Raw genomic sequence first — 25267 nt, forward strand, 5'->3', positions numbered from 1 at the left:
TTTTAATTATATAATTATATTAATCTTATATAATTATATAATTAACTCTCTTTTTGAATATTAACTGTTTTAGAAAAACTTTTTTTAAATCCATTCTTTATTAATGGTATTATTAACGGTACAAAAATTCCAACCAAACTATATAATAACCACCACGCTCCACCTATATCATATATTACAGGGAATGTAGATAAGGTTGTTAATGGCAGTTTGTATGTAATTATTATTACCATTGTAGTAATCTTAAATGCTAAAAAGTGAAAGGTCATTATATAAAGTGTATTTTGTCCTATAAAATGTAGAATATCATTCTTATATTTATCACTTATTAATTTGGCAAAATATATATTAATATATATTCCTAGTAAAGAGTTTACTATAAAAAATGCTGGATTAACAAATATATTATCAGCAATACCTATATTCCCATATCTACTATTTAAAAATAGAAGAATAATACATGCTATACAATAACTTAATTTAAAACTAATCTTCTCTTCATGTTGTCTATAAAAATAACCTAAATGATATATTAGTAATGTTATTACTACTTTAGGACTTATAATTTTATAAATAAATCTAAATAATAATATATGTTTAGGTTTAATTATTTCATATAAATTAATATTATATTTAAGTGTTAAAAATCCATATGAAAAAAGCATAATAAGAAATACAAGCTTTAATTCTTCAGCTCTTTTAGGTAATACTTTATAACAAATATAAGAAATAATGTTGTATAAAATTGACACAAAAAATAATGTTACTATAAACCAAAAAGTGCCTAATAATCCTTCATTATAATTTAGAGTTATAATCTCCTTAATACTATATAATATACTATTTTGATTAAAATCATTTGTAGAGTAAATATATGTTTTCAAAAATATATCTCTTAGAAGCAAAAATAACAAACAATATTTTACATATACTAAATAGCTTGTTTTTATTTTTTTTATAATATATTTAATTGGAGTTTTAGAATTGCTATTATTATAAAAATATCCAGAGGTAAAGAAAAATAATGCCATATGATATTGATATATAATTTGTTTAGATGAATAATTACTATGTCCTACTACCATTGCTATTATTCCAAATGCCTTTACTATATTCATGTAATTATTTTTTTCATGCTAATATAGTCTCCTCAAAAACTTAAATTTTAAATATTAACTTATGCTTATCTCTATAGTTAATGATATTTTTATCCTTTTAAATCTTTTTTATCTTCGTAGTTGATATCCCCTCTGTTCTACTTAGATATACTACCTCACAATAATCTGAAAGATAATCAAATTTTCCTTTCCAATCATCTCCCATTACAAATATATCTATATTATTTTCACGAACATCTTCTATTTTTTGTTCCCAAGTATTCTCCGGTATTACTTCATCAACATATCTAATTGCTTCTAATATAAGCTTTCTCTCTTCATAACTAAAATGAGCCTGCTTGTGCTTTAATCTATTAAAATCATCAGTTGATAATGCTACAACTAAATATTCTCCTAGTTCACTAGCTCTTTTTAATAAATTTATATGTCCATAATGCAATAAATCAAAAGTTCCATATGTTATTACCTTCTTCATTATACTCACCCCTTTATTTTTTTTAATATTCTATTCTTATAAATTTCTAAAAAGTTTTTATATATTCTCTAGAAATTTAGAGAATATATAAATTAAGATAGAATAAATTACTATACAAAATATACTTTCAATTAAGATAGCCAAAATACTTGGACTAAATAATTTACCTAATAATATTGTTAAACTTGAACTAGCTATCCCAACAATAATATATATGTAAATATCACTTAATATTTTTCTAACATTAATATATCTTATTATCAGTATAATTCTAATGCACATAGTTATTAGTTCTGTCAAAACTATTGCTATAACTCCACCTAAAGCGCCTAATTTAGGAACTAAAGTAAAATTAATTAAAATATTTATTATTGCCGCTAAAACTAATGGCATTATATATTCTTTATTTTTCCCAGTTGGTAAAGCATATTGATTTGCGAAAACTCCGCCTATTGGTATAAAAACTACTATTAAGCTTGTAATTATCATATATGGAGATATTATATTAAATTCTGTCCCAAAAAATACAGGTACAAAATCATTGGTTACCCCTGCTATTCCAGCCATTAGTAAAGATGAAATTAAAACAGTAAAATTTAATGACTTATACAAATAATCGTCTATTTTTTCTGTATCATTGTTAGCAAACATATTTGCTATTCTAGGCATTAGTACAGTACTAAGAGAAGTTACTAAACTTAAAGCTATCCTTGAAATTTTTTGTGATTGATCATAAAATCCAACTTCGGTTAAATTTGATAAACCTCCAATTATTGTTCTATCTAATCCTGTATAAAAATGTACTGCTAATTGTGGGACCAACAACAAAAATGCTCCCTTTAAATGCTCAGATATCTTAAAACTTGAAAAATCTATTTTCCTAATATATTGTCTTATAAACATCCATAAGGTCAATATTCCTAGAAATGTACTAATTGAATTAATAGCTATATATTTATATAAATCATCATAAGATTTAACAAAAATAAATATACAAAGTATACCTACTATCTTAACTAAGATATTTCGACTTACTGTTTTTTTAAAATCTTCTAACCCTACATATAACCATGAAATGTCAAATATAGCTCCTATAACAATAGGTGATTGAATAATAAATATTTCTCTAAATCCTAAAGGACTATATCCAACAAATATTAAAAAATATATAAGTAAGCTTATACTTGAAAAAATTAATTGTATTAACCATATATTCCAAAAAGTTTTAGTTAACTTATTATTGTTATCTCTTACATATGCTATAGATCTACTTCCATAGTTCATGATTCCTATCATTCCAATAATAGAAAAAAGTTGTGCTACTCCTAATGTAGAGGTATATGTACCAATACCTTCTGCTCCAATCACTCTTGAAATATAAGGTGTCGTTATTATTGGCGTAATTATTATTAATAGTTGATATAAACTATTATATAAAAAGTTTTTTATAACATTTTTACTTTTCATTTTCATGCCTTTCCAATATGATATAATCTTTAAATCAAATAATTAATAAACCTATTAGCTACAATATTTTGATTTTGTTTATCATATAATAAATTTCTTACTTTTTTCCTTTCTTCCGATAAGGAATCACTATTATTTATTAAACTCTTTATTTCACTTTCTAGCTCTTCATAGTTACTAACCTTATTACCTGGAGTAATAGTTTCATAATCGAAGTACATTTCCCTATCTGTTTGTAAATAATCATCATAATCAAAATTATAAAAATTATTGGTCTGTCTAAAAGTAAATAATCTATATAACAACTTGAATAATCAGTGATTAATATATCAGTATACTTTAATAACATTTGAGAATCATATTCTTCATTAGTTATATCAAGTACGTTACTGAAGTCACCTAAATTAATATTTTCATTGTTGTGATAATAATGCTTTTTAATCAAAAAAGCATATTATTTTCTTTGCATAATTCATTTATTTTTCTTAAATCTAATATCTTATCTATATCAAATTTAACCTTTCCTTCTTTTCTATGAGTTGGCATATATAATATTATTTTTTTTCTTTATATTCTTTAGGAAAATTATTATCTTCAATATCGTCATTAAAAAACACGTCATTTCTTGGTTGACCAAATTGTAAAATTTTATTTTTATTAATTCTAAAGGCACTAGTATATATTTGTGAAATTATATCACTAGTGGATACTACTTCTAGACTTTTGCTTCAGGTCCTTTAAGTATTTTTTTAATATATTATCATCATCATTATCTTTGTGATTATTATTAATATTATCATCATACATTATCTTCTTTAATGGAATTCCATGCCATAATTCTATATGTTTTGCATTTCCTAATAAATAGTACGATACATCATCTTTTCCTGTACAAGTACAGTATTTCGAAGCAGTTAATTGATGATATATCCCTTTTAGTGAATTATGTATATATACTTCATAGCCTTGTTTTTTCATTTCATTATAAATATCAATATTTTTTGTTATCCATATTGCTCTTAATCTTTTATCAACTAACATAGATTTAAACAAATACTTACTATTGTCAGCAAACTTATTTCCAAACCATGAACCAAATATTACTTTCTTACTATTTCTAAAACATAAACAGCTTATATATGATATACATACATTAAAAAGTTTTCCTAATTTACTCATTCTAAATTCCATCTCACTCTACTTCATAATTATTATTTATAATACTCGTAATCCTATTGGCAACACTGTCCCAGGAATATTCATTTATATAAAAATCTCTATTTTTAATTACATTCTTTTTAATTGTTTCATTAACTAATAAATCTTTCATTAATATAGCCAGTTTTTCTGGATTATCCTCATCTATTAAATATCCATTTTCACCATGATTTATAAATTCCTTCATCTCAAATTCATTTCTTGCTATACATGGTAATCCATAAGTTAATGCTTCAATAAACACCAATCCATAAGCTTCAAATCTAGAAGGTAAACAAAATATATCACATAAATTAAAATAATTACTTAGTTCTGCGTAACTAAGATCTCCTAAAAAAGTAACTCCATCTATTTTTTCATCTAATGGCCAATCAGTAGGTCCTGCAACATAAAGCTCTGCATCTTTTATATATTTATCTTTTAATATTTTAAATGCATTATAAGTCAAGTCTCCACCTTTTCTTTTAAAATCTCTTCCTACAAAAAGAATTCTTCTATTATCTTTTTCACAATTATTAATTTTGTTTTTATCTAGATTGATACCAGCTCCCACCCAGTGGACCTTTTCCTTTGGTATACCTGTATATTCTACAAGATTATTAGATAACCACTTACTCATCGTTAATATACCTTGACAATTATTATATATTTCAATTTGTTGTTCTAATCTTTTATTTAATTGCTTATAAGATATATTTTCATATCCGCTATATTTAAAAAGTTCTGGAAAATTTTCACGAAAATAAACAAGTGAATCTACACTTAAATCTTGATATATATATGATTGATTTTTGCATTTACCATAATCCCCAATTTGTAAAACTACATCTTTATTGTTATTTAATAAAGCATTATTAATTTTTTTTTGAAAAAAATATCTATTAAAAGTGTTTAAAGTATTTACAAATGATATATTACCATTTCTAATTCTTAGTCCTAAGATCTTATTTAAAATCTTAATTGGAAGACTTGGAGATAGATCAAGTTCTTCTACTCTTACCTTGTTCTTAATAGAACTTAGTAATGAATATGTTGTTCCAGACCAAGTAGTCTCCTTATTTTTATTCCATTCACAAGCATATATTATCTTCATACATTACACCTTAATCTTTCATAAGTTCTATTTATACATGTTTTCATAGTACTTCTTATAATCACCAGATGTAACATTATTCATCCATTCCTTATTATTTAAATACCACTCTATTGTTTTTACTATTCCAACTTCAAATGTTGTTTCTGGATACCAACCTAATTCTTCTTTTATCTTATTTGGATCTATTCCATATCTTCTATCGTGACCTTTTCTGTCTTCAACAAACTTCTTTAAATTTTCAGTTACTTTATTATCAACATTCTCATGAATATATTTAATAACTGTATCTACTATTTGAATATTAGTTCTTTCGTTATGTCCCCCAACGTTATAAACTTCTCCAAGTTTTCCACCATTAATAACCATGTCAATTGCCTTTGCATGATCTTCAACATATAACCAATCTCTTATATTTAATCCATCACCATAAATAGGTAAGTCCTTTAAATTTAAGCAGTTATTTATTAAAAGTGGTATTAATTTTTCAGGGAATTGAAATGGTCCATAGTTATTAGAACATCTTGTTATGTTAACTGGCATTTTATAAGTATCTCCATATGCCTTAACCATCATATCTGATCCTGCCTTACTTGCTGAATATGGGCTATGAGGGTCTAATGGAGTAGTTTCCATAAAGTATCCTGTTTCTCCAAGAGAACCATATACTTCATCTGTCGAAACATGTAAGAACTTAACTCCTTCTTTCCATCCATCTTTAGTTTCCCAAGCATTTTTAGCACAGTTTAATAAGTTAACTGTTCCAAGTACATTAGTCTTAGCAAATACTTCTGGCTCTTTTATGCTTCTATCAACATGAGATTCAGCTGCAAAGTGAGCAACATAATCTATTTTATATTTTTCAAATAATGACGATACTAGTTCTGCATCACATATATCTCCTTGAACGAATATATGTCTAGAATCATCTTCTATACCTTTTAAGTTTTCTAGATTCCCTGCATAAGTTAACTTATCTAAATTTATAATTCTTATATCTTCATATTTATTAAGCATATATAATACAAAGTTTGAGCCTATAAACCCAGCTCCACCAGTTACTAAATAAGTTTTCATTTATAATTCTCCCCTTACAGTTAATTTTAATTAAAAACTAATAATTTTATATCTAGAAACTCTTTAGAGTTTCATCATTAATTATACATTATCAATTATTGATTAGATAAGTTTTGAAAAAAACTTATCAATGCTTCTTTCCAATCTCTCATTTCATCACCAACAGTACATCTTAGCATCATATTATCTAAAGATGAATACTCTGGTCTCTTAGCTGAATTTGGATACATATTCTTATATTCTTCAGAAGTACATGGATTTACTTTGCAGTTTCTTTCAGCAAGCTTCATTATTTCAGTTGCAAAGTCATACCAGCTACATTCACCTTTTCCTGTACAATGATATACTCCATACTCATCAGTTTCTATTAGTTTTAATATGTGATATGCTAAATCATTAGCATTTGTTGGATTTCCAAGTTGATCATTTACTACGCTTAAAGATTCTTTTTGAGCTCCTAAATTCATCATAGTATAAACAAAGTTCTTACCAACATATCCATAAAGCCAAGCTGTTCTAACTATATAGTATTTTGATGAAAACTCTCTAACATATTCTTCGCCTTTAAGTTTAGTTTTACCATAAACACTATACGGTGCTGTTAAATCAAATTCAGTTAAAGGCATTTCACCGACTCCACTAAATACATAATCTGTTGAAACTTGAACTAATTTTGCTCCTATTTCTTCACATACTATCGCTAGATTTCTTGGCCCAATAGCATTTATTTTAAAAGCTAAATCTTGATTACTTTCACAACCATCTACATTAGTTGCTGCAGCACAGTTTATTACAACATCAGGCTTGATTTCATTTAAAACTCTTTTAACATCTTCTAATTTTGTTATATCTAATTCTTCTACATCTAAAGCAAAAACTTCAGAGTTTTTAATATTTTTACTAACTTTTCCTATTTCAGCTTCACCAGTTTTAATTATCTTTTGAAGCTCATTTCCTAATTGTCCCTTAGATCCTGTTATTAATATCTTCATAGAAATTCTCCTTACTTATACTCAAAAGGTAAATCTAATTCTTTTAGAGTCTTTTGTTTCTTATCCTTTTCTGATAAAAGAATTTCTTCAATTCCTTCTAATGGCCACTCTATTCTAACTTCTGGGTCATTCCAAAGAAGTCCACTATCATATTCTGGTGCGTAGAAGTCAGTACACTTATAATTAAAGGTTGCTGTTTCCGAAACAACTAAAAATCCATGTGCAAAGCCTTCTGGCACATAGAATTGTCTCTTGTTTTCAGCTGTTAATAAAACACCTTCCCACTTTCCAAAGGTAGGTGATCCTTTTCTTAAATCTACAGCTACATCATAAACTTCACCTTCAGTTACTCTTACCAGCTTTCCTTGAGTATGCTTTGTTTGAAAATGCATTCCTCTCAGTACCCCTTTTTTAGACTTTGATTCATTATCTTGTACAAACTCCATTGTTAATCCAGCTTCAACAAAAGCATTTTTATTGTAACTTTCCATAAAATAGCCTCTATTATCTCCAAAAACCTTAGGCTCTATTATGTATAAGTCTTTAATTTTTGTTTCTATAAAATTAAAATTACTCATAACTACATCTCCTAATTTATCTTTTTTTAGCCTCTAACTCTTCAACTACATCTACTAAGTATTTTCCGTAGCCTGTTTTCATTAAAGGTTTTGCAAGTTCCTTAACTTCTTCAGCACTTATCCAACCTTTTCTATATGATATTTCTTCTAAACAAGCTATATAAGTTCCTTGAGTATTTTGAACTGCTTCAACAAAATTAGATGCTTGAAGCATTGAGCTATGAGTTCCTGTATCTAACCAAGCCATTCCTCTACCTAATAAATTAACCTTTAAATTTCCCTCTTCCATATATACTCTATTTAAATCAGTTATTTCAAGTTCTCCTCTTTTTGAAGGGGCTAATTCTTTAGACTTCTTAACTACTGAATTATCATAGAAATAAAGTCCTGGAACAGCATATTTAGATTTTGGTTTTTCTGGCTTTTCCTCCAAAGATAAAACTTTATTCTTCTCATCAAATTCAACTACTCCAAATGATCTAGGATCTTGTACGTAATATCCAAATATCATTGCTCCCTTTTCTAATGAAGCTGCTTCTTTTAAATGATTAGAAAAGCTTTGTCCATAAAATATATTGTCTCCTAATATCATAGCAACATTATCATCTCCGATAAATTCTTCTCCTATGATAAATGCCTCTGCTAAACCATTTGGTTGCTCTTGAATTGCATATTCAATTTTAAGTCCTAATTCTGAACCATCACTAAATAACTCTTTAAAATTCACTATATCTCTTGGTGTAGATATAATTAATATCTCCCTAATTCCTGCTAACATAAGCACAGACATTGGATAGTAAATCATAGGCTTATCATATATCGGTACCATTTGTTTTGACATTGCCTTTGTTACTGGATAAAGCCTTGTTCCTGATCCCCCTGCTAAAACTATCCCCTTCATATTACCACTCCTAATTAATAAATTTACAATTTTTGTAACTAGCTACATTAAAAATTATAGCTACAAACATCCAAAGATAGAAAGCTACTACTTCGGCTTCAAGTGCTTGATAAATAAATTCTTCTATAAATAATGTAATTAATGCTGAAAATACTAATAGAACAAATATCTGTTTTTCAAAATCAATATTTTTTGAAACAATATTTTTAAATGAAATTTTACCTATATATATAAATTGAATATAAAACAGCAAAGTCCCTAATATTCCCAATTCAGCTAATTTTTTTATAACTCCGCTTTCTGTAACCCCAAGTGAGAATGTATCTAATCCTTTTGCTCCAGTAGTTGCTATTCCAACTCCAAAAATCGGATTACTTTTAAACAAATCTAATCCAAAATTCCATCTTTCTATTCTCATTACATTCCCTTTGTCTGTTGTCCAGTTAAATATAGTTTGTATTCTATGAATAGCAAAACTTATTGAGGAATTTTCAATTTTACTTGCATCTATATTTAGTATTAATGCTAAACCTAATAAGCCTAAAATAATCATTATTACTAAAACTACTATATTTTGTTTCCTTTTATCAGAAATTATAATAGAGTAAGTAATAAATGCAAAAAGAATCCCTCCAAATAAAGAAACAAGTGGCCCTCTAGAACCAGTTGAAAAAATACCTAGTACATGAATAAGTACACTAAAAGAATATATAAAGACTAACTTTATATTTTTTTCCTTATAATACTTTATTAAAAAAAATAATGCTAAGAATACAGACATTCCTAGGACAACTCCTGCATTAAGAAATGATCCAAAGAAAGCCCTTCCTCTATAAATTACTACGCCTTCATAAGCTATTTGTCCATAGTCAGTTGGTATTAAGTTTCCCTTTGTAACATATTCATAAATGCATATTAGTGCATTCATTGTATTAAATATTATTATGTAATTAAGAAATTTTTTTAAATTTATGTTTTTTAAAAAAATATACATAGCATAAAAAATCAATCCGTATAATATATATTGATATCCGCCATATATTAATCTCTTAATGTTTCCATTAATAATTCCATTTAGCAAAACATATATAAAAAATATTATATTTATAAGAATAAATTTATATATATAATCAATTTTTATAAATTCATATCTTCTATATAAATCTATACTAAAAATTATTGTACCAATAAGTATAATTGCTACAAAAGAAATTCTTCCGAAATAATCAGTTTTAATTGCAAATAAGTGTATAATATTAACAAAAAATACTAAATACATAGCCAGAAAAGTGTACATATACTCTTTGTTAAATATTTTTAATATCTTATTATTATCCATTTTGCCTCCTATTTCCTTTAATTTTGCTTAAGTTTCCCAAGTTGTTCACTGTAAAAATCTACAATTCCTTTTATCGTGGCTGAACATAAATCTCTTCTTCCTTCAAGAATCCATTTGATTATTTTAAATAATCTTGTTATGTAGAAATATGTTGTATAATATACTTTGTTTTTTGAGTTATATCTTTTGTTAAATAAAAGCCTATTTCTAGTATTATAATAAATATAAATATATGACTCTTCTCCACCAGTTGATGCACTTACTCTATGATACATAAATGCATTTGGAATATATTTTATTTTAAAGCCTTCTTTAAGCATTCTGACAGATAAATCGGTATCCTCATAATAAAGAAAATAATCATCATTCAGTTTTCCAATTTTCCTAATCACTTTCTTTGGAATCAACAAACAACATCCAGTAGCTATTTCTACATTATAAGATAAGTTGTACTGACTCTTATCTTCCTCACCTAATCCTAGTTGATATGGAATTCCTTTTTTCCATAACATTTTCCCACCTGCTGACCAAATTACTTTATTATTATCAAAATAATATATTTTAGGAGTAATCACAATTTCAGCATTTGATTCTCTAATCATAATATTAATCATATCTTTATCAATTATAGTGTCATTATTTAACAACATTACATAATCGCAACCATTACTTAATGCATAATCTATCCCTAAATTATTTGCTCCACTAAAGCCCAAATTTTCTGCTGACTTTATTAGTACTATATCTTTACTATAGTCTCTTTCAAGTATCATTACAGATTCATCATTAGAAGCATTATCAACTACTATAATTTCAAAATTACTGTGACTTGATTTCTTAATTGATTCAATACAATCTGAATTAAATTTAGCTCCATTATAATTAACAAGTATAATTCCTACTTTATTATCCATTTGATACCTACAACCTCATTTATTTTATAAACTTTCTTAATATTTGTTCATTTCCCTTAAATCCAAATTGATGATTTATTAGTTTTAATGATTTTTCTGACATATAAATTCTCATTTCTTTATTTTCATTAAGTAGATTTATTTTATCAGCAAACTCTTCAAAACTATCAGTAACTATAAATTCATCTTTATAATTAATCCCTTCAGCTCCAATTGATGTAGTCAACACTGGTATTCCATTAGCTAAACTTTCTAAAACTTTAATTTTAATTCCTGCTCCTAGAGTTAATGGGACTATTGATAAATCTATAATTGAAAAGTATTCACTTGGATCGTCTACGAACCCTGTTACTATTATATTATCATTCTGCAAATCCATTATTCTTTTAGTTGGATTAGCTCCAATAATATAAAATTTCACGTTTTCTTTATTTATACTAGGCCATATATCATTAACAAAATTTAATACTGCAATTTCATTTTCTTTTCTATTCATTGCTCCCCAGTACATAATATTAAATGTATCATGCTCTTTATATTTAAAATTCCATTTATTAATAAATGGACTTAAAATATCTACATTCTTTAATTCACTTATTAGATTTTTATCTTTTTCATTTAATGTATAAATTCTATCAAACTTTTTAAGTTGACTTAATTCATATTTCCTTAGTCTTTTATATTCGAACTTATACAATGCTTTTTTTAAGAATTTAGCTTGGTTAACTCTTCTTTCTAAACCCAAAAAAGAAACATCATGTTCTATAATAGAAATCTTTGAAGTTGGAAATCTTTTTCTAAGGAAATCTATATATGAAATATTTTGGGTGTAATCTATAATTATATAGTCGTATTTTTTATCTATTTTCTCTAATAAGCTTATAACTCTCTTATCAAATCTAACAGATGCTATTATAGGTTTTAATATATTTTTAAATATATTAACAATTTTCTTTTTCTTAGAAACCTCAATATAATATTGATCTTCTGTAATAATCTTAATATCGCTATCATCTTTTCCATATTCATCTGAATTAAGAGTACATAATAAATCTACATCACAATTGATATTTTCTCTTAATGTTCTTATTATATTATAAGTTATATTAACCCCAGCTTGACTAGCATTCCTTTTTGGCAAAAATGATGATATGTATAATACTTTCATTTATTTTTCTCTCCATTTCATTTTTCCAACTTTCATACCTATAAATCTGCAGAAAAAATTCATAAATACTTTTAAAATAGATATATTTTTTATCCTGTAAAATTCTTTTTAAAATATAAATAAAAACATCTATTCCTCTATCATTAGCACTATATTCATTCAAGTAATCATTTGCTGCGAAAAATGTTCCTATATCTTTATATCTTTTATAAACCTCTTTTAACGAAAACTCATGAGAATGAATTATTATTGAATCAGCAGCATAATTAATTTTATATCCATTCATGATTAATTTATAAGCAAAATACATGTCTTCATTAGTAGGAAGATTTTTACCATCATAACCATTTAATTTTATAAATGTTTTCTTTAATATTGCTGAAGATGCATCTGAAAAGAAGAATGTCATTAGTCCTAATTTTTCAATATCTTTTTCTGATACAATTCTAGATTCCTTTGAATAATTTATTTCTCTAGTATACTTTTCAATAGTATGATTATCATACGCTATTTGTCTACTAAATGCGGCATCACATTTTCCATCTTCTATAGAACTTACTAATTCATAAAGCCAATTTGTATCACAAATTTTTATATCTTGAGTTATAAATACTACTATATCTCCCTTAGCTTCAAAAGCTGCTTTTTCTCTAACTAAGCTATGAGAAAAATTATTAATTGATATTTTAGTATATTCTACATTCAATTTTTCAAGTATCTCTTCACTCTTATCTTTAGAATCTGTAAGAATAAATTTAATTTCTGATATATTGACACCTTTTTGTTTTCTTATATCTGTATATAAAGCTTCAATATATTTTTCTCCATTATATATAGGACATATAATACTTATATCCACCCTTATTCCTCCATATATTTCATTTTATCTAATTGTGCTTTGGCTTCTTTAATTTCTTGTTCATTACTTTTGGAAGAAATCATTATATAATCTTCAGTTTCAACAACAATTATATCTTCAATCCCATTAACTACTATTGGTTTTCGCGATAGAATAATATTGTTACTTGAATTATGAGTGATTCCATTAGCTATAAATACATTACCATTTTCATCTTTTTCAGCATACCTCTCTAAGCTATTCCAACTTCCAACATCATCCCATCCAAAATCACAAGGAATAACATAAATAGACTGAGCCTTTTCCATTACTCCATAATCTATAGATATAGCATCTGTATTATGATAATTATTATCTATTATTTCTTGTAAATCTTCATATTCACATGAAATTATACCTTCTAAAGCTTCATATGTATTTGGTAAAAACTCACGAATAAGTTCAATTATATATGTTGAATTCCATACAAATATTCCACTATTCCATAAATACTTACCACTCAATAAATATTTTAAAGCACTTTCATAATTAGGTTTTTCTACAAATTTAATTGCTTTATAAATTTCATCATGATTATTCTCGCTTATCTGTATATATCCATAACCAGTTTCTGGTCTATTAGGTCGAATTCCAAATGTTATAATCGCATTACTATTTTTAATTAAATAATTATTTGCTTTTTCAATAACACTAATAAATTTATTCTCTTTTGATACTAAATGATCAGCTGGTAAAACTAAGATATTACAGTTAGGATAATATTTATTTATTAAAATTGAAGAAAGTGCTATACAAGGAGCTGTGTTCATACCAAATGGTTCTACAATTATGTTCTTATCTGGAATATTAGGTATTTGTTTTTTTACTAAATTTACATATTTTTTAGATGTACAAATAAATATTTTTTCAATATCCATATATCCATTTAGCCTGTCTACAGTCATTTGCAACATCGATCTATTTCCAAGCAATTTTAAGAATTGCTTTGGTTTTTCCTCAGTGGAGACTGGCCAGAACCTAGTGCCTCTTCCTCCTGCCATAATAAGTGCACATTTCATCTAATCACCTCTTATAATGTATTTATTATACTGCTCCTTCTTTTTTGATAACAGAAATAAAAGTTTTTAATATAATTTTTATATCCATTAATAAAGATCTATTCTTAATATAATACATATCCATTTTAACTCTTTCATCATAAGTTGTATCACTTCTACCATTTGCCTGCCAATATCCTGTTAATCCAGGTAATATAGAAAATACGGCTTCAGCATATGATCCATATTTTTCAATTTCCTTTTCAACTATTGGTCTTGGGCCAACTATACTCATATCACCTTTTAATATATTTATTAGTTGTGGCAGCTCATCCAAGCTTGTCTTTCTCAAGAAACCACCAACTTTTGTTATTCTTGGATCATTATCTAATTTAAAATTTATATAATACTCATTTTTTTGTTCCTCTGTGAAATTTTAAAAATTTCTTCTGAATTTTCATACATTGTTCTAAACTTATAAATTCTAAATTCTTTCATATCCTTACCAATTCTATTTTGTCCAAAAACTATTTTCCCTTTTGAATCAAATCTTATAACTATTGCAACAATTATAAATATTGGACTTAATAAAACAATGGAAATCAATGATAAAACTATATCTGCTAATCTTTTAACTGCATTATAACCAACCTTATTGGTCGCTTTATATGTTATTTCAATTTGCTGATTACTAGTATTAATATTATCCATACCTATCCCCCTAATTATCAAAACAATAAATTTCTAAATCATTATCATTAATATTTAAATATTCTTTCTACATATTTATTACTAATGCTACAAATAATATTACTATTTATAGCACAAATAATTATATCATAGATATTTATCAAAACAAACCCTTGTAATTTAATACCAATTATGTAAATTCAGTGTTTTTTATTGGCTTATTTTTTATTATTTTAAAAATTAAATTAAAATTTTCTTAAAACATAAATATTCTACTAATATTAACTTAATATTAATTTTCATAATGTTACGCTAATAGTTCTCTGTCGAAATTTACGATATTTTTTTATCAATTATATAGTTAAATATTATAATTTATAGAATTAATTAAATAAAAAAAATACTTATAATCTACATTTTATATTAGTATTATAAGTATTTACATTTTTTTCTATTTAAATACATACTTTAAGGAATTTATGGAATTACTTGAAACTCCTCCACCTATCTGTATTACTTCTTTACTTTGTTTTTTTTCAAATACTATATTTTGATCTATATCTAAATAATCATCACATAAAACTATAGCACCACTATTTAATGCAGCCACAGGCCCTGCGCTTAATGCATCTATAAGTTCATATCCCTTTGATGCATATATCTTTTCAATATAATTACCAAAAAATCTTTCTATTACTAGTGCATTAGTCTTATATCTATCACTTCCTCCTAGCCTATTTCCTTTAATATCTGAAGTAGTAATCAAATTAATATCATTTAATAGCTTATCTGATATAACTCCCGTGCCTCCAATTATATATGCATTTTTTAACCCTTCACCTTTTAACCAATTATAACCATTAGAATTTAAAGAATTTATTTCTGTTAATATTATTGGCATTTTATCTCTTCCTGAAATAGATGCTATTGACATTGCATCTGCTTCCGCATATCCATTTGCTATCACTATATTTTCAACATCATAACAATTATTATCTATATATTTTGCAATTGTAAGAGATGTTTCATACCTATCACTTCCACCTAGTCTTTCAACATTATTTACTCCTAATTGATTTAACTTTGTTTGAACATTCCTAGATACTACGCCTTCTCCTCCTGCTATTATTGCTTTTCTTGCTCCAAGTCTTTTTATTTCATTTATTGTTTCTAGTGGAATGCTATCACTTTCTACTAATAATATAGGTGCTTTTAAGTATGTAGCTAAAGGAGTAACAGCTAACCCATCTGCTATTGCTAGTCCATTAACTAATACTACTGTATCAGATGAAGTAAAGTTTGAACTACTAAGTTTTGCTGCTGTATCATATCTATCTACTCCTATAATACTTGTAAACTTAAATTCATTATTTTCTTTTGGAAATGTAACTTTAAAACTTATTTCATTTCCCTTTGCACTACCTACTTCTGAAATTACAATTCCACTATTTTGCCCATTATCAAAAAATAAACTATTTGAAATAAATCCACTATTTAAATCATTACTCCCAATGCTTGTCCGTCCTGATTCCTGTGATAAAAATGCAGTTCTTGTATTTCCAGACGCATATGTATTATTAATATCACCATTTCTAAAGACATAAATATGATCTGGATATCCATTTCTATTTCCTAAATATGCGTTAACATTTTCATTTATTCTATAAACAATAAGTCCTGAACCAGGCAGAGTGCTGTCCCAATTTCCAGACTTCTTTCTGAATTCTACCATAAAATATTCTTTTTCTGACAAAGGCGATTTAATTTTAAATGCAACTATATCATTCTTATTTGAACTTTGCGATGATTTAACAGTATATGTTCCATCACTACTGATTTCTTCAATATTCATGTTCAATCCACTATAAAAATTTCTAGTATATACTAAAGGTAACTGGCCATATCCATCTGTATTTGCCATTACATCCCATTCTCCGACTGGATTTCCTCTATAATAATATCTGTATAAATCAGGGTAATTAAATGCATGTAAAAATTCATGTATTGCTACTTTTATTAAACTTTTATTAAAAATATTATTTTCATCAGTTCCTACATTAATTAAATTATATGTAGCTAACTTTTTCCCATTTATTGATGAGTCACCAAAAAATCTAGTTTCATGCGGCCATAGCATATTGCTTCCTACCGTAGCTCCTGTACATAAAAAAGTTACTACATCAATTTCACCATCACTATTTTTATCTAATTCATCAGCTGATAAACTTATATTATCTTTTATCGAATCAAATGCCCACTTTATAAGAGCTTCTTCTTCTTTACTTCCTGCCGCATATTTTTCATAATAACTTCTTGTTTGTGGTGCCTCAATTGATAAATATGTATTATTTCCTTTAGGATAAATATCAGTATTTACTTTTACTTCTCCATAAGTTAAATCATTTATATATGAATTTAGTGAAATTGAGCCTTCATCTGCAACTTTATCATTATTTAAATCATTAAATAAATTATATGCTTCATATAATTGCTTTGATTTTTCTACATTCATAAACTCATTTTCACCTTTGAATCTAATAATCACAACTATATTATTTACTGTTTCTGATGATCCATTTGACATTAATGGTAGATTATTATTTTCTAAAGTTTCACTAAGGTTATCTACTCCAAGGCTTGTCCCATTTTCTATCATATAATTATAAATATTATTTTTCTCTATTGCGTCATCTGCTAGAGGTTTTACTGATGGTACTAAAAAGAGTAACGATAATATGACAGATATTATTTTTTTCATTCTTTTCCCCCTAAATATTAAAAATATTCCTTTATTTTAATTAATTCTATTTTTTCATATGAAACTTCACGCTATCACATAAAATTTTATACTATAATTCTTCAAAAACTACTCGTAGTAATTTTATCATTTTTTACATTTAATATCAAATACACTTATTTAAAATGTACATTTTTCTCTATTTCCAATATATCTTTATTTTTGCTATAATATATCTATATTTCAAAAATTGGAGGCTAATATATGAAAAAAATGTCAAAAAAGAAGATTGGACTTATTTCTGCAATTGTAATCCTTTTAATAATTATAGGTTCAATAGTATCTTATACATATTATCTATCTAGTAAAGTTGAAAGAGTTGAGGTTGATAGAAATGAAGTTACTAATACAGGGAAGGAAGCCCCTAAAGAAGCTAATGATGTTATAACTATTGCTTTATTTGGAAGTGATTTTTCTGAACTTTATGAAGTAAGTGCTGCAGATGCAACAATGATATTATCTATTGATACAAAAAATAATAATATAAAGCTTTGTTCTTTAATGCGTGATATTTACTTAGATTTACCTCAAGGTGGTAAAATGAACTTAAACTATACAATTTTAGATGGTGGACCTAGTTCAATACTAAAAGCAATTAACTATAATTTTAATTTAAAAATAGATAAGTTTGTACAAGTTGACTTAGCAAGACTTCCTAAAATAATAGATGCACTTGGTGGAGTAGAAATTGAAATAACTCCTGAGGAACTAGAATATATTAATGGATATATTGATAATATAGATCAAAACAATGGGACAACTACTAACCATATAACAACTTCTGGTATGCAGCTTTTAGATGGAACTCAAGCTTCTGCTTATTGTAGAATTAGATATACAGCTGGTAGAGATTTTAAAAGGACTGAACGTCAAAGAGATGTATTAAATGCTTTATTTGTTAAATTTAAAGATATTAATTTAACTGAAATTCCTAGTCTTATAAATAATGTATTACCATTAGTTACAACTAACCTTTCAAACTCTGAAATTATATCAATTTCAAGTAAAGCTTTAGGAATGGGGTTAAGTAATATAGAACAAGGAAGATTTCCTTCAGATGAAAATATAATAAGTGCAGGATTTACAGATATGTACCATACTAATATAGATATAGATGGAACAACCAAAGAACTTCATAAATTCATATTTTCCATAAATGAATAATGAAAAAAAGATTGGATGCAGAAGCGCCAATCTTTTTCCTATTTTAAATAAGTGTGCAACTTATTTCTTGATATCTTTCTTCATCTTTAGATACAATATATAAGTTAAAGTTATTTAGCTCTTTTATTTCAGATGTTTTTATAGAAAAGTTTTTTAGAGCTGTTTCTGACTTGTGAAAAATACTATACTCTAAGTAACTAAAATCACTATATTTACTTAGCGTATTTGACGCAGTAACTACAAAATTATCTTCTTTATAATATCTCTTCATTTAAATATTCTTTTAAATTCTTTATATGAATTTAATCCTCCATATTTTATATAATTTTATAATTTATACTAAACTTATTGAATATTATGATTTTTTAGGATAGAATTAAAATTTAGAAATATAGTAATAAAATATAAATTACAAGGAGTTAATATGAAAGTAAATAAATTAATAAGTATTATTGTTCCGTGCTATAATGAAGCAGAAGGCTTGGAACTTTTCTATTCAGAACTTACTAAAGTTACTGATTCCATTGATAACTATGATACTGAAGTTATATTTATTGACGATGGAAGTATTGATAATACGAAAATATCATATATAAGCTTGCTTCTTTAAATTCAAATATAAAGTATATTACATTTTCAAGAAACTTTGGTAAAGAAGCTGCAATGTTATCAGGTTTAAAAAATTCTTTAGGTGATTTAGTAGTAATAATGGATGCAGATTTACAACATCCACCTCACTTGCTACCAGAAATGATTTCTTCAATTGAAGAAAATTATGATTCTGTAGCAACTAAAAGGAGAAATAGAAATGGAGAACCCTTAATAAGAAGTTATTTTGCAAAGTTGTTCTATAAAATTATTAATAAAACTTCAAAAATTACAATAACTGAAGCTGCTACTGATTATAGATTAATGAATAGGAAAATGGTTGATTCTGTTTTAGAACTTTCTGAATATCACAGATTTACTAAAGGGATATTTGAATGGGTAGGATTCAAAACAAAATGGATAGAAATAGATAATATTGAAAGAATTGCAGGGCAAACTACTTGGTCTTTCTGGGGATTGTTTACCTATGCTATAGAAGGAATAGTATCCTTTTCTGTTGCTCCATTAAAAATAGCTAGCTTTTTAGGAATAACTATATCTGCTGGTTCTTTTCTTTATACTATATATATAATTATTAGAACTTTGGCTTTCGGAAAAGATGTTCCTGGCTATGCCTCTTTACTATGTATAATACTATTTATTGGTGGAATTCAATTAATTTCTGTTGGAATAATAGGTGAATATCTATCTAGAACATATTTAGAGGTTAAAAACAGACCTAACTATATTACTGATGAATCAAATATAAAAGACATTAAATAACGGAGATTTAATTATGAAAAAACTTAATATTGATTTTATTCTTCAATTTTTTCGCTTTGCTATTGTTGGAATAATAGCTACTATTATTAGTTATTCAATTTACATAATATTGGAAAAATTGGGTTTACAGTACAATATTTCTTATACATTAGGCTATATAATAAGCTTTTGCTTTAATTATATAGCGTCAACATATTTTACTTTTAAAACTAATGTATCTGCTAAGAAGGGAGCTAAATTTACTTTTGCTCATATTTTTAACTATTTATTACAAATGATTTTGCTAAATATATTTATTTACTTAGGAATTAGTAAAACACTTGCACCAATATTTGTTTATTGTATTTCAATACCTATTAACTTCTTAGTTGTCAGGCTGGCTCTTAAAGATAAATAGACTTAATAAGAATTGATAACATATTATATAAATTATTTAAATAATATCAATCAAGCATATCTTATGAAATAAAAATAGACATCTTATCACATTAATCTTATTCAGATGTCTATTTTTTTATTTTAATAAATAAATCCTATATAAACTTCAAGATAAACTACTACTTAATATAATTTATAATAGTATCTTCATTTATTCTATAGCATTGTTTCATAAAATAAGGCATTTCATTCCAGTTGCCTAAATTATATCCATAGATACTGGGTGGTACCTTTTTAAATGTTATATTACTTTTATCTGAAGAGTTTTGATATTCTTTTATAATATTTAAATTATAATCTATTTCTATGGATGTATTTTTATATCCCTTGTAATTTATAAAATAATATTTAAATGCTATTATTAAATAAGGAATTATTAAAACATAAAAAACTATCTTATTTAACTTTATACTTTCCTCGTAATATAACTCTGAGAATGTATAGCAAATAAATATAAATATTAATAATTGAGATGGAAAAATTATTTTATATGCACTTGCAAATCTTGAATCAGCAACTAAAAGCATACCTTGGGCACCTATTGCATTTATCATAGACGATAAAATAAATGGATTTCCTCTATTCAATAATATAAAAATTCCTACATATATCATGGAAAAAATATAAATTATAGTGAATCCTAGATAAAATAAAGTAATCTCACTAGTTATATTTTCCAAAGTAATAACTTCAACTTTATATCCCTTAATAATTACAACATATATATAACATAAGCTTGATATTAACAAACCTATTGCTAATAATATATTGAAATATCTAAGTATTTTATTTTGATTATGCTCCTTAGAAAACTTGATTATCCATATTACTAAGCATATACATACAAGCATAGTAAATATTGCTACAGGTTTTGAAAATATATTTGTTTTTAGTATCTCTGTTACAGTTTCTGATATCTTAATTACTACTCCACTATCTTTTTCAAGTAACATTCTTTTTACTGATCCAAATGTAACTAAGCCATACCCCAATAGTAGTGGGATAAAATTTATAAAATATTTGGGCTTTAATTTATATCCTTTAATAAACACTATATATAAACTTATCAAAACAAAATATCCAATTCCAATCGCTCCCGCTTGTTGAGTTGATGAACCTGAAAAAAATCCTAGTACAATAATCCACAAGTTAACTTTAGATAAGTTTCCCTCCTTTGAAAAATATCTTAGAAATACATATCCAAATAATATAGAAACTAAAGCAGGATATAAATAATTTAAGGCACATGCAGCATAATATAAAGTTGTATTAGCTATTTGTGTTGGCATTGCTAAAAACAAAAGTGAGCTTACAATAGCTGCTGGTAAAATCTTATTATTCTCTATATCTTTATTACTAATCTTGGCAATTAAAAAAGCTCCTAATGTTATAATTATTGGATTTATTATTCTATATAATAATACATCATACTTCACCAGAAGCGATAATATTACATGGACCCATACTCTTCCATTCGTATTTAATTCCTTCCACATAAGTTTTGGCAAAAATGAAATTCCATTTTGAATGTCCCTAGAATAATATAAATCATCAGCATATATATATACATACCTATGTATTATATACATGCATAAAATTAACAACATAAATGGAATAAAATTTGTAATTATTGATAAATGTTGTTTTTATTTTCACTTCTCATATGCCTTTTCTCCTAAAATGATCTCTTACTATAAATAGTCTTGAATTTTATTATAACATAATATCAGTAATTTGAACTTTCTTTTTCCATATTAATCTAAATTTATACTATCGATAAACTTTTCTCTATCAATAAAATATCTATTAAACATCTCATTCTTTTCTATACATTCGTCAATTGCTTGTCCTAAAGTAAATGCATTAATTAATCCCTGTATTCCTTCTTTTGCGCAAATAACAAATCCACTTGCAAGCTTCTCTCCTGGTATGGTGATTCCTGTACACTTGCACATATTTATTGCTTTAACTATTCCCTTTCCCCCATTAGATGTTATTTTCTTTTCAGCCTTACCCTTAAAGCTTCTTTGGATAGTTTCATCATAGCCATAAATATCTATTGGTCCTTCATAGGTTAAAATAATATCTGCAATATCCTTATCAAATATATTTTTTATTTCTTTTATAGCTATATTCCTTTCATATATGTTATCAAATGAGTATTCTATAAATTCAAGCTTTATGCCTTTTTCTTCAGGAACATTGCTATTCTTACTATCTAATTGATTTTTTAATTGCTTTTCCTCAAAGACTTTATGTTTATTTAGATTACTAATCACTTTATCTATCTCAACTCTCATATCAATATCATCAGGCAAAATAATTGAGTTGTGCTTAGGAATTGCTATTCTTAATTTAGTATCATTTATATTTTTCCTCTTATTTAATACATCAGAATCATTTTCATTACATTCTTTATTCCTTATTTTATCATTTTGAATTTCCTTATCCAAAATATCAAAAACTACATTTTTTAATGTTGGAAAATTTTTAGAAATTATCCCAATACCTCCTGTAAAAGATATACTATCTGTGGATAAACTTTCCTTTCCTGTGACTAATCCTACTCCTGATCCTATAAATGAATATAAGTTAGTACTAAGTGCTGGAGCTAAAACTGAACCTCCACCATCTGTTCCTATTCCAAAATCATTAATTCCTTTTAAAATATTAATAGCTGTTCCACTACTTGAGCCTGTCATGCATCTATAAGTTAATGGATTAATTAAATCAGTGTCTACACTTCTACCAAGATGAGACATCTTATCCACAGTTAAAAATAAATATTTAGAACTTTTTCTTAATTTATCCACTAAACCTTTAGGAATATCCACAGTATTTTTAACGCCAAATGTTAAGAAGTCTTTTTCTTTATTTTTTACTTCTTCTTCTGATGTCTTATTTATAGATATAACAGACTTATATAAATTTTGTTCTGCTAAAATTCTAGCTTTATATACTTTTGTTCCTTTTTCCATAAATTACACCCCTGAGGTCCAAATTTTTTCCAGAAAGCTACTTCCGTTTTCAGGAGCTTTTACTTTGAAATAATCTGCAACTGTTGCTCCTACATCTGAAAGTGTTTCTCTTACTCCAACTGTTCCTTCTTTTATATTTTTTCCATATATCATAAGGGGAACCATTTCCCTTGTATGCTTGCTATGACCAATTGTTGGATCATTTCCATGGTCAGCCATTACTAATAATATATCATCATTTTTCAAAGTTTTAGTAAGTTCACCTATAAGTTCATCTGCTATAAGAAGTTTTTCTGCATATCTATCAACATTTTCTGCATGACCTGATAAATCTGTTTCTTGTACATTGCAACATATAAATCCTTCTTCTACTTCTTTTGATATTTCTATTGTTCTTTTCAACACCTTTTCAGTATCTACCATAGGAATACTTGTGCCTTTTTCATTTATAACTACATCTGCTACTTTTCCTAATAAGTAAACTGGTACATTTTCTTCTGATAGTATTGTTGAAACTTGATTTTTTGGGTTAACTCCATATCCAAGATGAATACATTCGTAACCCTTATTATAAACTCCTGATTTTGGTGCATTAATTCCTATATACCCACCATCTTTTTCTTCCTCTGCATTTAATATATCTTCTAAAGTTATTTCTCTTCCTCCAAAAGTTATAACTCTAGGAACTGTTGCAATTGATCTAACTATATGTCCAATATCTAACACCTTACTAAATGATATTAAATCCAAAGCTGAAGTTATATTAAAGGCTTGACCTAAATCACATTCTATATTATCTGCAACAGTAAGTGCCTCTTCTACTACTAAGTACTTTTCTTTTTTACTTTGCTTATATCTAACCTTATATCCAGCTTCCTTAATAGCATTATATATAGCTTCTATTTTATTTTTAATAGGTTCTCTAAATGGCATCTTTGGTTTTGTCCCCATTATCTCTTGATGTCCAAAAAAAGTATCTGCTCCAAAATGAGTTAACTTTGCCTTTCCAAAAGTTGCATGAGGATTTTCCTTCATTCCATTTATTTCTGTTCCTAATATATTTATAAGACCTAACTTTTCAAGATTTGGCAAAGTTACATCTTTTCTTCTTTCTAATATATGAAGACAAGTATTTGAATTTAGATCCTGAGGTCTTGTTTCTTTAACATCATCCATTTCTCCAATTCCAAAACCATCGAGTACAATTACAATAAATTTTCCCATATTACTTCCTCCTTCTTTTTCAGTGCACAGTTCACGGTTCACAATTCACAGTTATTTGTCAGTTCACAATTCTTAGTTCACGGTTCACAGTTATTTTTCGGTTCTCAGTTCACAGTGCACAGTTATTTGTCAGTTTACAGTTCAAAGTTATTTTAATTTATAACTATACATAATAACCTTGATATACTTCGCTACTGTTGATTATTATATATTTAATTAATTAAATTTCTACTTCTATAGTTAGTCTTGGCCAAATTATCTCATCAATTCCTTCATTTTTTTATTTTTCATTTTTTCTGCTTATAATTAAAAGAAACTTCAGCACAGGGTTATACTACTTCCATCCCCAGCATCCATTTCTTTTCCTCT

The 25267-nt window shown here is 26.2% G+C and carries 23 protein-coding genes and 3 pseudogenes; 3 read left to right on the top strand and 23 right to left on the bottom strand.

The annotated features are described in order from the left end of the window. Nucleotides 1-41: 41 nt before the first annotated feature. From A500_RS11535 to A500_RS11610, 19 genes and pseudogenes are all read right to left on the bottom strand, one after another. On the bottom strand, nt 42-1118 hold the full coding sequence (locus tag A500_RS11535; RefSeq protein WP_016207765.1) for an acyltransferase family protein: 1077 nt from the start codon (nt 1116-1118) through the stop codon (nt 42-44). Nucleotides 1119-1215: 97 nt separating this feature from the next. Continuing rightward, the gene (gene tagD, locus A500_RS11540; RefSeq protein ID WP_016207766.1) at nt 1216-1593 is read right to left on the bottom strand and encodes a glycerol-3-phosphate cytidylyltransferase; all 378 of its coding nucleotides are present in this window, start codon (nt 1591-1593) and stop codon (nt 1216-1218) included. A gap of 57 nt (nt 1594-1650) precedes the next feature. Then, nucleotides 1651-3060, bottom strand: a complete 1410-nt coding sequence (locus A500_RS11545; RefSeq protein ID WP_016207767.1) for an oligosaccharide flippase family protein — start codon at nt 3058-3060, stop codon at nt 1651-1653. A 29-nt stretch (nt 3061-3089) separates the two neighbouring features. Beyond that, nucleotides 3090-3505, bottom strand: a pseudogene (locus A500_RS21340) (CDP-glycerol glycerophosphotransferase family protein). Continuing rightward, nucleotides 3502-3618: a hypothetical protein gene (locus tag A500_RS21735; protein WP_341349954.1), complete on the bottom strand. Its 117-nt coding sequence runs from the start codon at nt 3616-3618 to the stop codon at nt 3502-3504. Before A500_RS21735 ends, A500_RS21340 begins: the two are co-directional and overlap by 4 nt. Then, nucleotides 3615-3755, bottom strand: a complete 141-nt coding sequence (locus A500_RS22075) for a CDP-glycerol glycerophosphotransferase family protein (RefSeq protein WP_157453657.1) — start codon at nt 3753-3755, stop codon at nt 3615-3617. The genes A500_RS21735 and A500_RS22075 overlap by 4 nt, the downstream gene beginning before the upstream one ends. Nucleotides 3756-3759: 4 nt before the next feature. Continuing rightward, nucleotides 3760-4239: a CDP-glycerol glycerophosphotransferase family protein gene (locus A500_RS19535; protein WP_016207769.1), complete on the bottom strand. Its 480-nt coding sequence runs from the start codon at nt 4237-4239 to the stop codon at nt 3760-3762. Nucleotides 4240-4252: 13 nt separating this feature from the next. Next, complete coding sequence (locus A500_RS11555) at nt 4253-5371, bottom strand: glycosyltransferase family 4 protein (protein ID WP_016207770.1); 1119 nt, start codon at nt 5369-5371, stop codon at nt 4253-4255. A gap of 27 nt (nt 5372-5398) precedes the next feature. After that, nucleotides 5399-6448, bottom strand: a complete 1050-nt coding sequence (gene rfbB / locus A500_RS11560; protein WP_016207771.1) for a dTDP-glucose 4,6-dehydratase — start codon at nt 6446-6448, stop codon at nt 5399-5401. A 95-nt stretch (nt 6449-6543) separates the two neighbouring features. After that, nucleotides 6544-7440: a dTDP-4-dehydrorhamnose reductase gene (gene rfbD / locus A500_RS11565; RefSeq protein WP_016207772.1), complete on the bottom strand. Its 897-nt coding sequence runs from the start codon at nt 7438-7440 to the stop codon at nt 6544-6546. Between the two features lie 11 nt (nt 7441-7451). Continuing rightward, nucleotides 7452-8018: a dTDP-4-dehydrorhamnose 3,5-epimerase gene (gene rfbC, locus A500_RS11570; protein WP_016207773.1), complete on the bottom strand. Its 567-nt coding sequence runs from the start codon at nt 8016-8018 to the stop codon at nt 7452-7454. 16 nt (nt 8019-8034) lie between these two features. Further along, nucleotides 8035-8919 carry a glucose-1-phosphate thymidylyltransferase RfbA gene (gene rfbA, locus A500_RS11575; RefSeq protein ID WP_016207774.1) on the bottom strand — a complete coding sequence of 295 codons (885 nt, stop codon included), beginning with the start codon at nt 8917-8919 and terminating at the stop codon, nt 8035-8037. 10 nt (nt 8920-8929) lie between these two features. Further along, on the bottom strand, nt 8930-10258 hold the full coding sequence (locus tag A500_RS11580; protein ID WP_016207775.1) for an O-antigen ligase family protein: 1329 nt from the start codon (nt 10256-10258) through the stop codon (nt 8930-8932). A gap of 17 nt (nt 10259-10275) precedes the next feature. Then, nucleotides 10276-11172, bottom strand: coding sequence for a glycosyltransferase family 2 protein (locus A500_RS11585; RefSeq protein WP_016207776.1), 897 nt, complete (start codon nt 11170-11172; stop codon nt 10276-10278). Nucleotides 11173-11191: 19 nt separating this feature from the next. Continuing rightward, nucleotides 11192-12340, bottom strand: coding sequence for a glycosyltransferase (locus A500_RS11590; RefSeq protein WP_016207777.1), 1149 nt, complete (start codon nt 12338-12340; stop codon nt 11192-11194). Beyond that, the gene (locus A500_RS11595) at nt 12294-13199 is read right to left on the bottom strand and encodes a glycosyltransferase family 2 protein (protein ID WP_016207778.1); all 906 of its coding nucleotides are present in this window, start codon (nt 13197-13199) and stop codon (nt 12294-12296) included. The genes A500_RS11590 and A500_RS11595 overlap by 47 nt, the downstream gene beginning before the upstream one ends. A 2-nt stretch (nt 13200-13201) precedes the next feature. Further along, the gene (locus tag A500_RS11600; protein WP_016207779.1) at nt 13202-14257 is read right to left on the bottom strand and encodes a mannose-1-phosphate guanylyltransferase; all 1056 of its coding nucleotides are present in this window, start codon (nt 14255-14257) and stop codon (nt 13202-13204) included. Nucleotides 14258-14282: 25 nt separating this feature from the next. Continuing rightward, a pseudogene (locus A500_RS22080) lies at nt 14283-14947 on the bottom strand (sugar transferase). Nucleotides 14948-15377: 430 nt separating this feature from the next. Then, entirely contained in the window at nt 15378-17684 is a 2307-nt protein-coding gene (locus tag A500_RS11610) for a cell wall-binding repeat-containing protein (protein ID WP_016207782.1), read from the bottom strand. A gap of 243 nt (nt 17685-17927) precedes the next feature. Between A500_RS11610 and A500_RS11615 the strand changes: the two genes are divergently transcribed. After that, entirely contained in the window at nt 17928-18887 is a 960-nt protein-coding gene (locus tag A500_RS11615; RefSeq protein ID WP_016207783.1) for an LCP family protein, read from the top strand. Between the two features lie 43 nt (nt 18888-18930). Here A500_RS11615 and A500_RS11620 read toward each other — a convergent pair whose 3' ends face one another. Next, nucleotides 18931-19158, bottom strand: coding sequence for a hypothetical protein (locus tag A500_RS11620; RefSeq protein ID WP_016207784.1), 228 nt, complete (start codon nt 19156-19158; stop codon nt 18931-18933). A 153-nt stretch (nt 19159-19311) separates the two neighbouring features. On the opposite strand from A500_RS11620, the pseudogene A500_RS11625 reads away from it, so the two are divergent. Then, nucleotides 19312-20258 (top strand): annotated as a pseudogene (locus tag A500_RS11625) (glycosyltransferase family 2 protein). 13 nt (nt 20259-20271) lie between these two features. Then, nucleotides 20272-20655, top strand: a complete 384-nt coding sequence (locus tag A500_RS11630) for a GtrA family protein (protein WP_016207787.1) — start codon at nt 20272-20274, stop codon at nt 20653-20655. Nucleotides 20656-20815: 160 nt separating this feature from the next. On the opposite strand, the gene A500_RS11635 is transcribed toward A500_RS11630, so the two are convergent. The 3 genes from A500_RS11635 to A500_RS11645 all read right to left on the bottom strand — a co-directional run bounded on the left by A500_RS11635 (nt 20816) and on the right by A500_RS11645 (nt 24898). Then, entirely contained in the window at nt 20816-22327 is a 1512-nt protein-coding gene (locus tag A500_RS11635) for a DUF6056 family protein (protein WP_341349956.1), read from the bottom strand. A gap of 123 nt (nt 22328-22450) precedes the next feature. Continuing rightward, nucleotides 22451-23674 carry an amidase family protein gene (locus A500_RS11640; RefSeq protein WP_016207789.1) on the bottom strand — a complete coding sequence of 408 codons (1224 nt, stop codon included), beginning with the start codon at nt 23672-23674 and terminating at the stop codon, nt 22451-22453. Between the two features lie 3 nt (nt 23675-23677). Continuing rightward, nucleotides 23678-24898: a phosphopentomutase gene (locus A500_RS11645; RefSeq protein ID WP_016207790.1), complete on the bottom strand. Its 1221-nt coding sequence runs from the start codon at nt 24896-24898 to the stop codon at nt 23678-23680. Between the last annotated feature and the right edge of the window lie 369 nt (nt 24899-25267).

The organism is Clostridium sartagoforme AAU1 (genome assembly GCF_000401215.1).
GTDB lineage: Bacteria > Bacillota > Clostridia > Clostridiales > Clostridiaceae > Clostridium > Clostridium sartagoforme.

Bases quoted from the DNA above. Each gene is read 5' to 3' on its own strand.
- A500_RS11615 (WP_016207783.1), top strand. From the start codon at position 17,928: ATGAAAAAAATGTCAAAAAAGAAGATTGGACTTATTTCTGCAATTGTA.
- rfbB (WP_016207771.1), bottom strand. From the start codon at position 6,448: ATGAAAACTTATTTAGTAACTGGTGGAGCTGGGTTTATAGGCTCAAAC.
- A500_RS11630 (WP_016207787.1), top strand. From the start codon at position 20,272: ATGAAAAAACTTAATATTGATTTTATTCTTCAATTTTTTCGCTTTGCT.
- A500_RS11600 (WP_016207779.1), bottom strand. From the start codon at position 14,257: ATGAAATGTGCACTTATTATGGCAGGAGGAAGAGGCACTAGGTTCTGG.
- A500_RS11555 (WP_016207770.1), bottom strand. From the start codon at position 5,371: ATGAAGATAATATATGCTTGTGAATGGAATAAAAATAAGGAGACTACT.
- A500_RS11620 (WP_016207784.1), bottom strand. From the start codon at position 19,158: ATGAAGAGATATTATAAAGAAGATAATTTTGTAGTTACTGCGTCAAAT.
- A500_RS11590 (WP_016207777.1), bottom strand. From the start codon at position 12,340: ATGAAAGTATTATACATATCATCATTTTTGCCAAAAAGGAATGCTAGT.
- A500_RS11580 (WP_016207775.1), bottom strand. From the start codon at position 10,258: ATGGATAATAATAAGATATTAAAAATATTTAACAAAGAGTATATGTAC.
- A500_RS11645 (WP_016207790.1), bottom strand. From the start codon at position 24,898: ATGGGAAAATTTATTGTAATTGTACTCGATGGTTTTGGAATTGGAGAA.
- A500_RS19535 (WP_016207769.1), bottom strand. From the start codon at position 4,239: ATGAGTAAATTAGGAAAACTTTTTAATGTATGTATATCATATATAAGC.
- A500_RS11535 (WP_016207765.1), bottom strand. From the start codon at position 1,118: ATGAATATAGTAAAGGCATTTGGAATAATAGCAATGGTAGTAGGACAT.
- A500_RS11585 (WP_016207776.1), bottom strand. From the start codon at position 11,172: ATGGATAATAAAGTAGGAATTATACTTGTTAATTATAATGGAGCTAAA.
- rfbD (WP_016207772.1), bottom strand. From the start codon at position 7,440: ATGAAGATATTAATAACAGGATCTAAGGGACAATTAGGAAATGAGCTT.
- A500_RS11610 (WP_016207782.1), bottom strand. From the start codon at position 17,684: ATGAAAAAAATAATATCTGTCATATTATCGTTACTCTTTTTAGTACCA.
- rfbA (WP_016207774.1), bottom strand. From the start codon at position 8,919: ATGAAGGGGATAGTTTTAGCAGGGGGATCAGGAACAAGGCTTTATCCA.
- A500_RS11640 (WP_016207789.1), bottom strand. From the start codon at position 23,674: ATGGAAAAAGGAACAAAAGTATATAAAGCTAGAATTTTAGCAGAACAA.
- A500_RS11545 (WP_016207767.1), bottom strand. From the start codon at position 3,060: ATGAAAAGTAAAAATGTTATAAAAAACTTTTTATATAATAGTTTATAT.
- rfbC (WP_016207773.1), bottom strand. From the start codon at position 8,018: ATGAGTAATTTTAATTTTATAGAAACAAAAATTAAAGACTTATACATA.
- tagD (WP_016207766.1), bottom strand. From the start codon at position 1,593: ATGAAGAAGGTAATAACATATGGAACTTTTGATTTATTGCATTATGGA.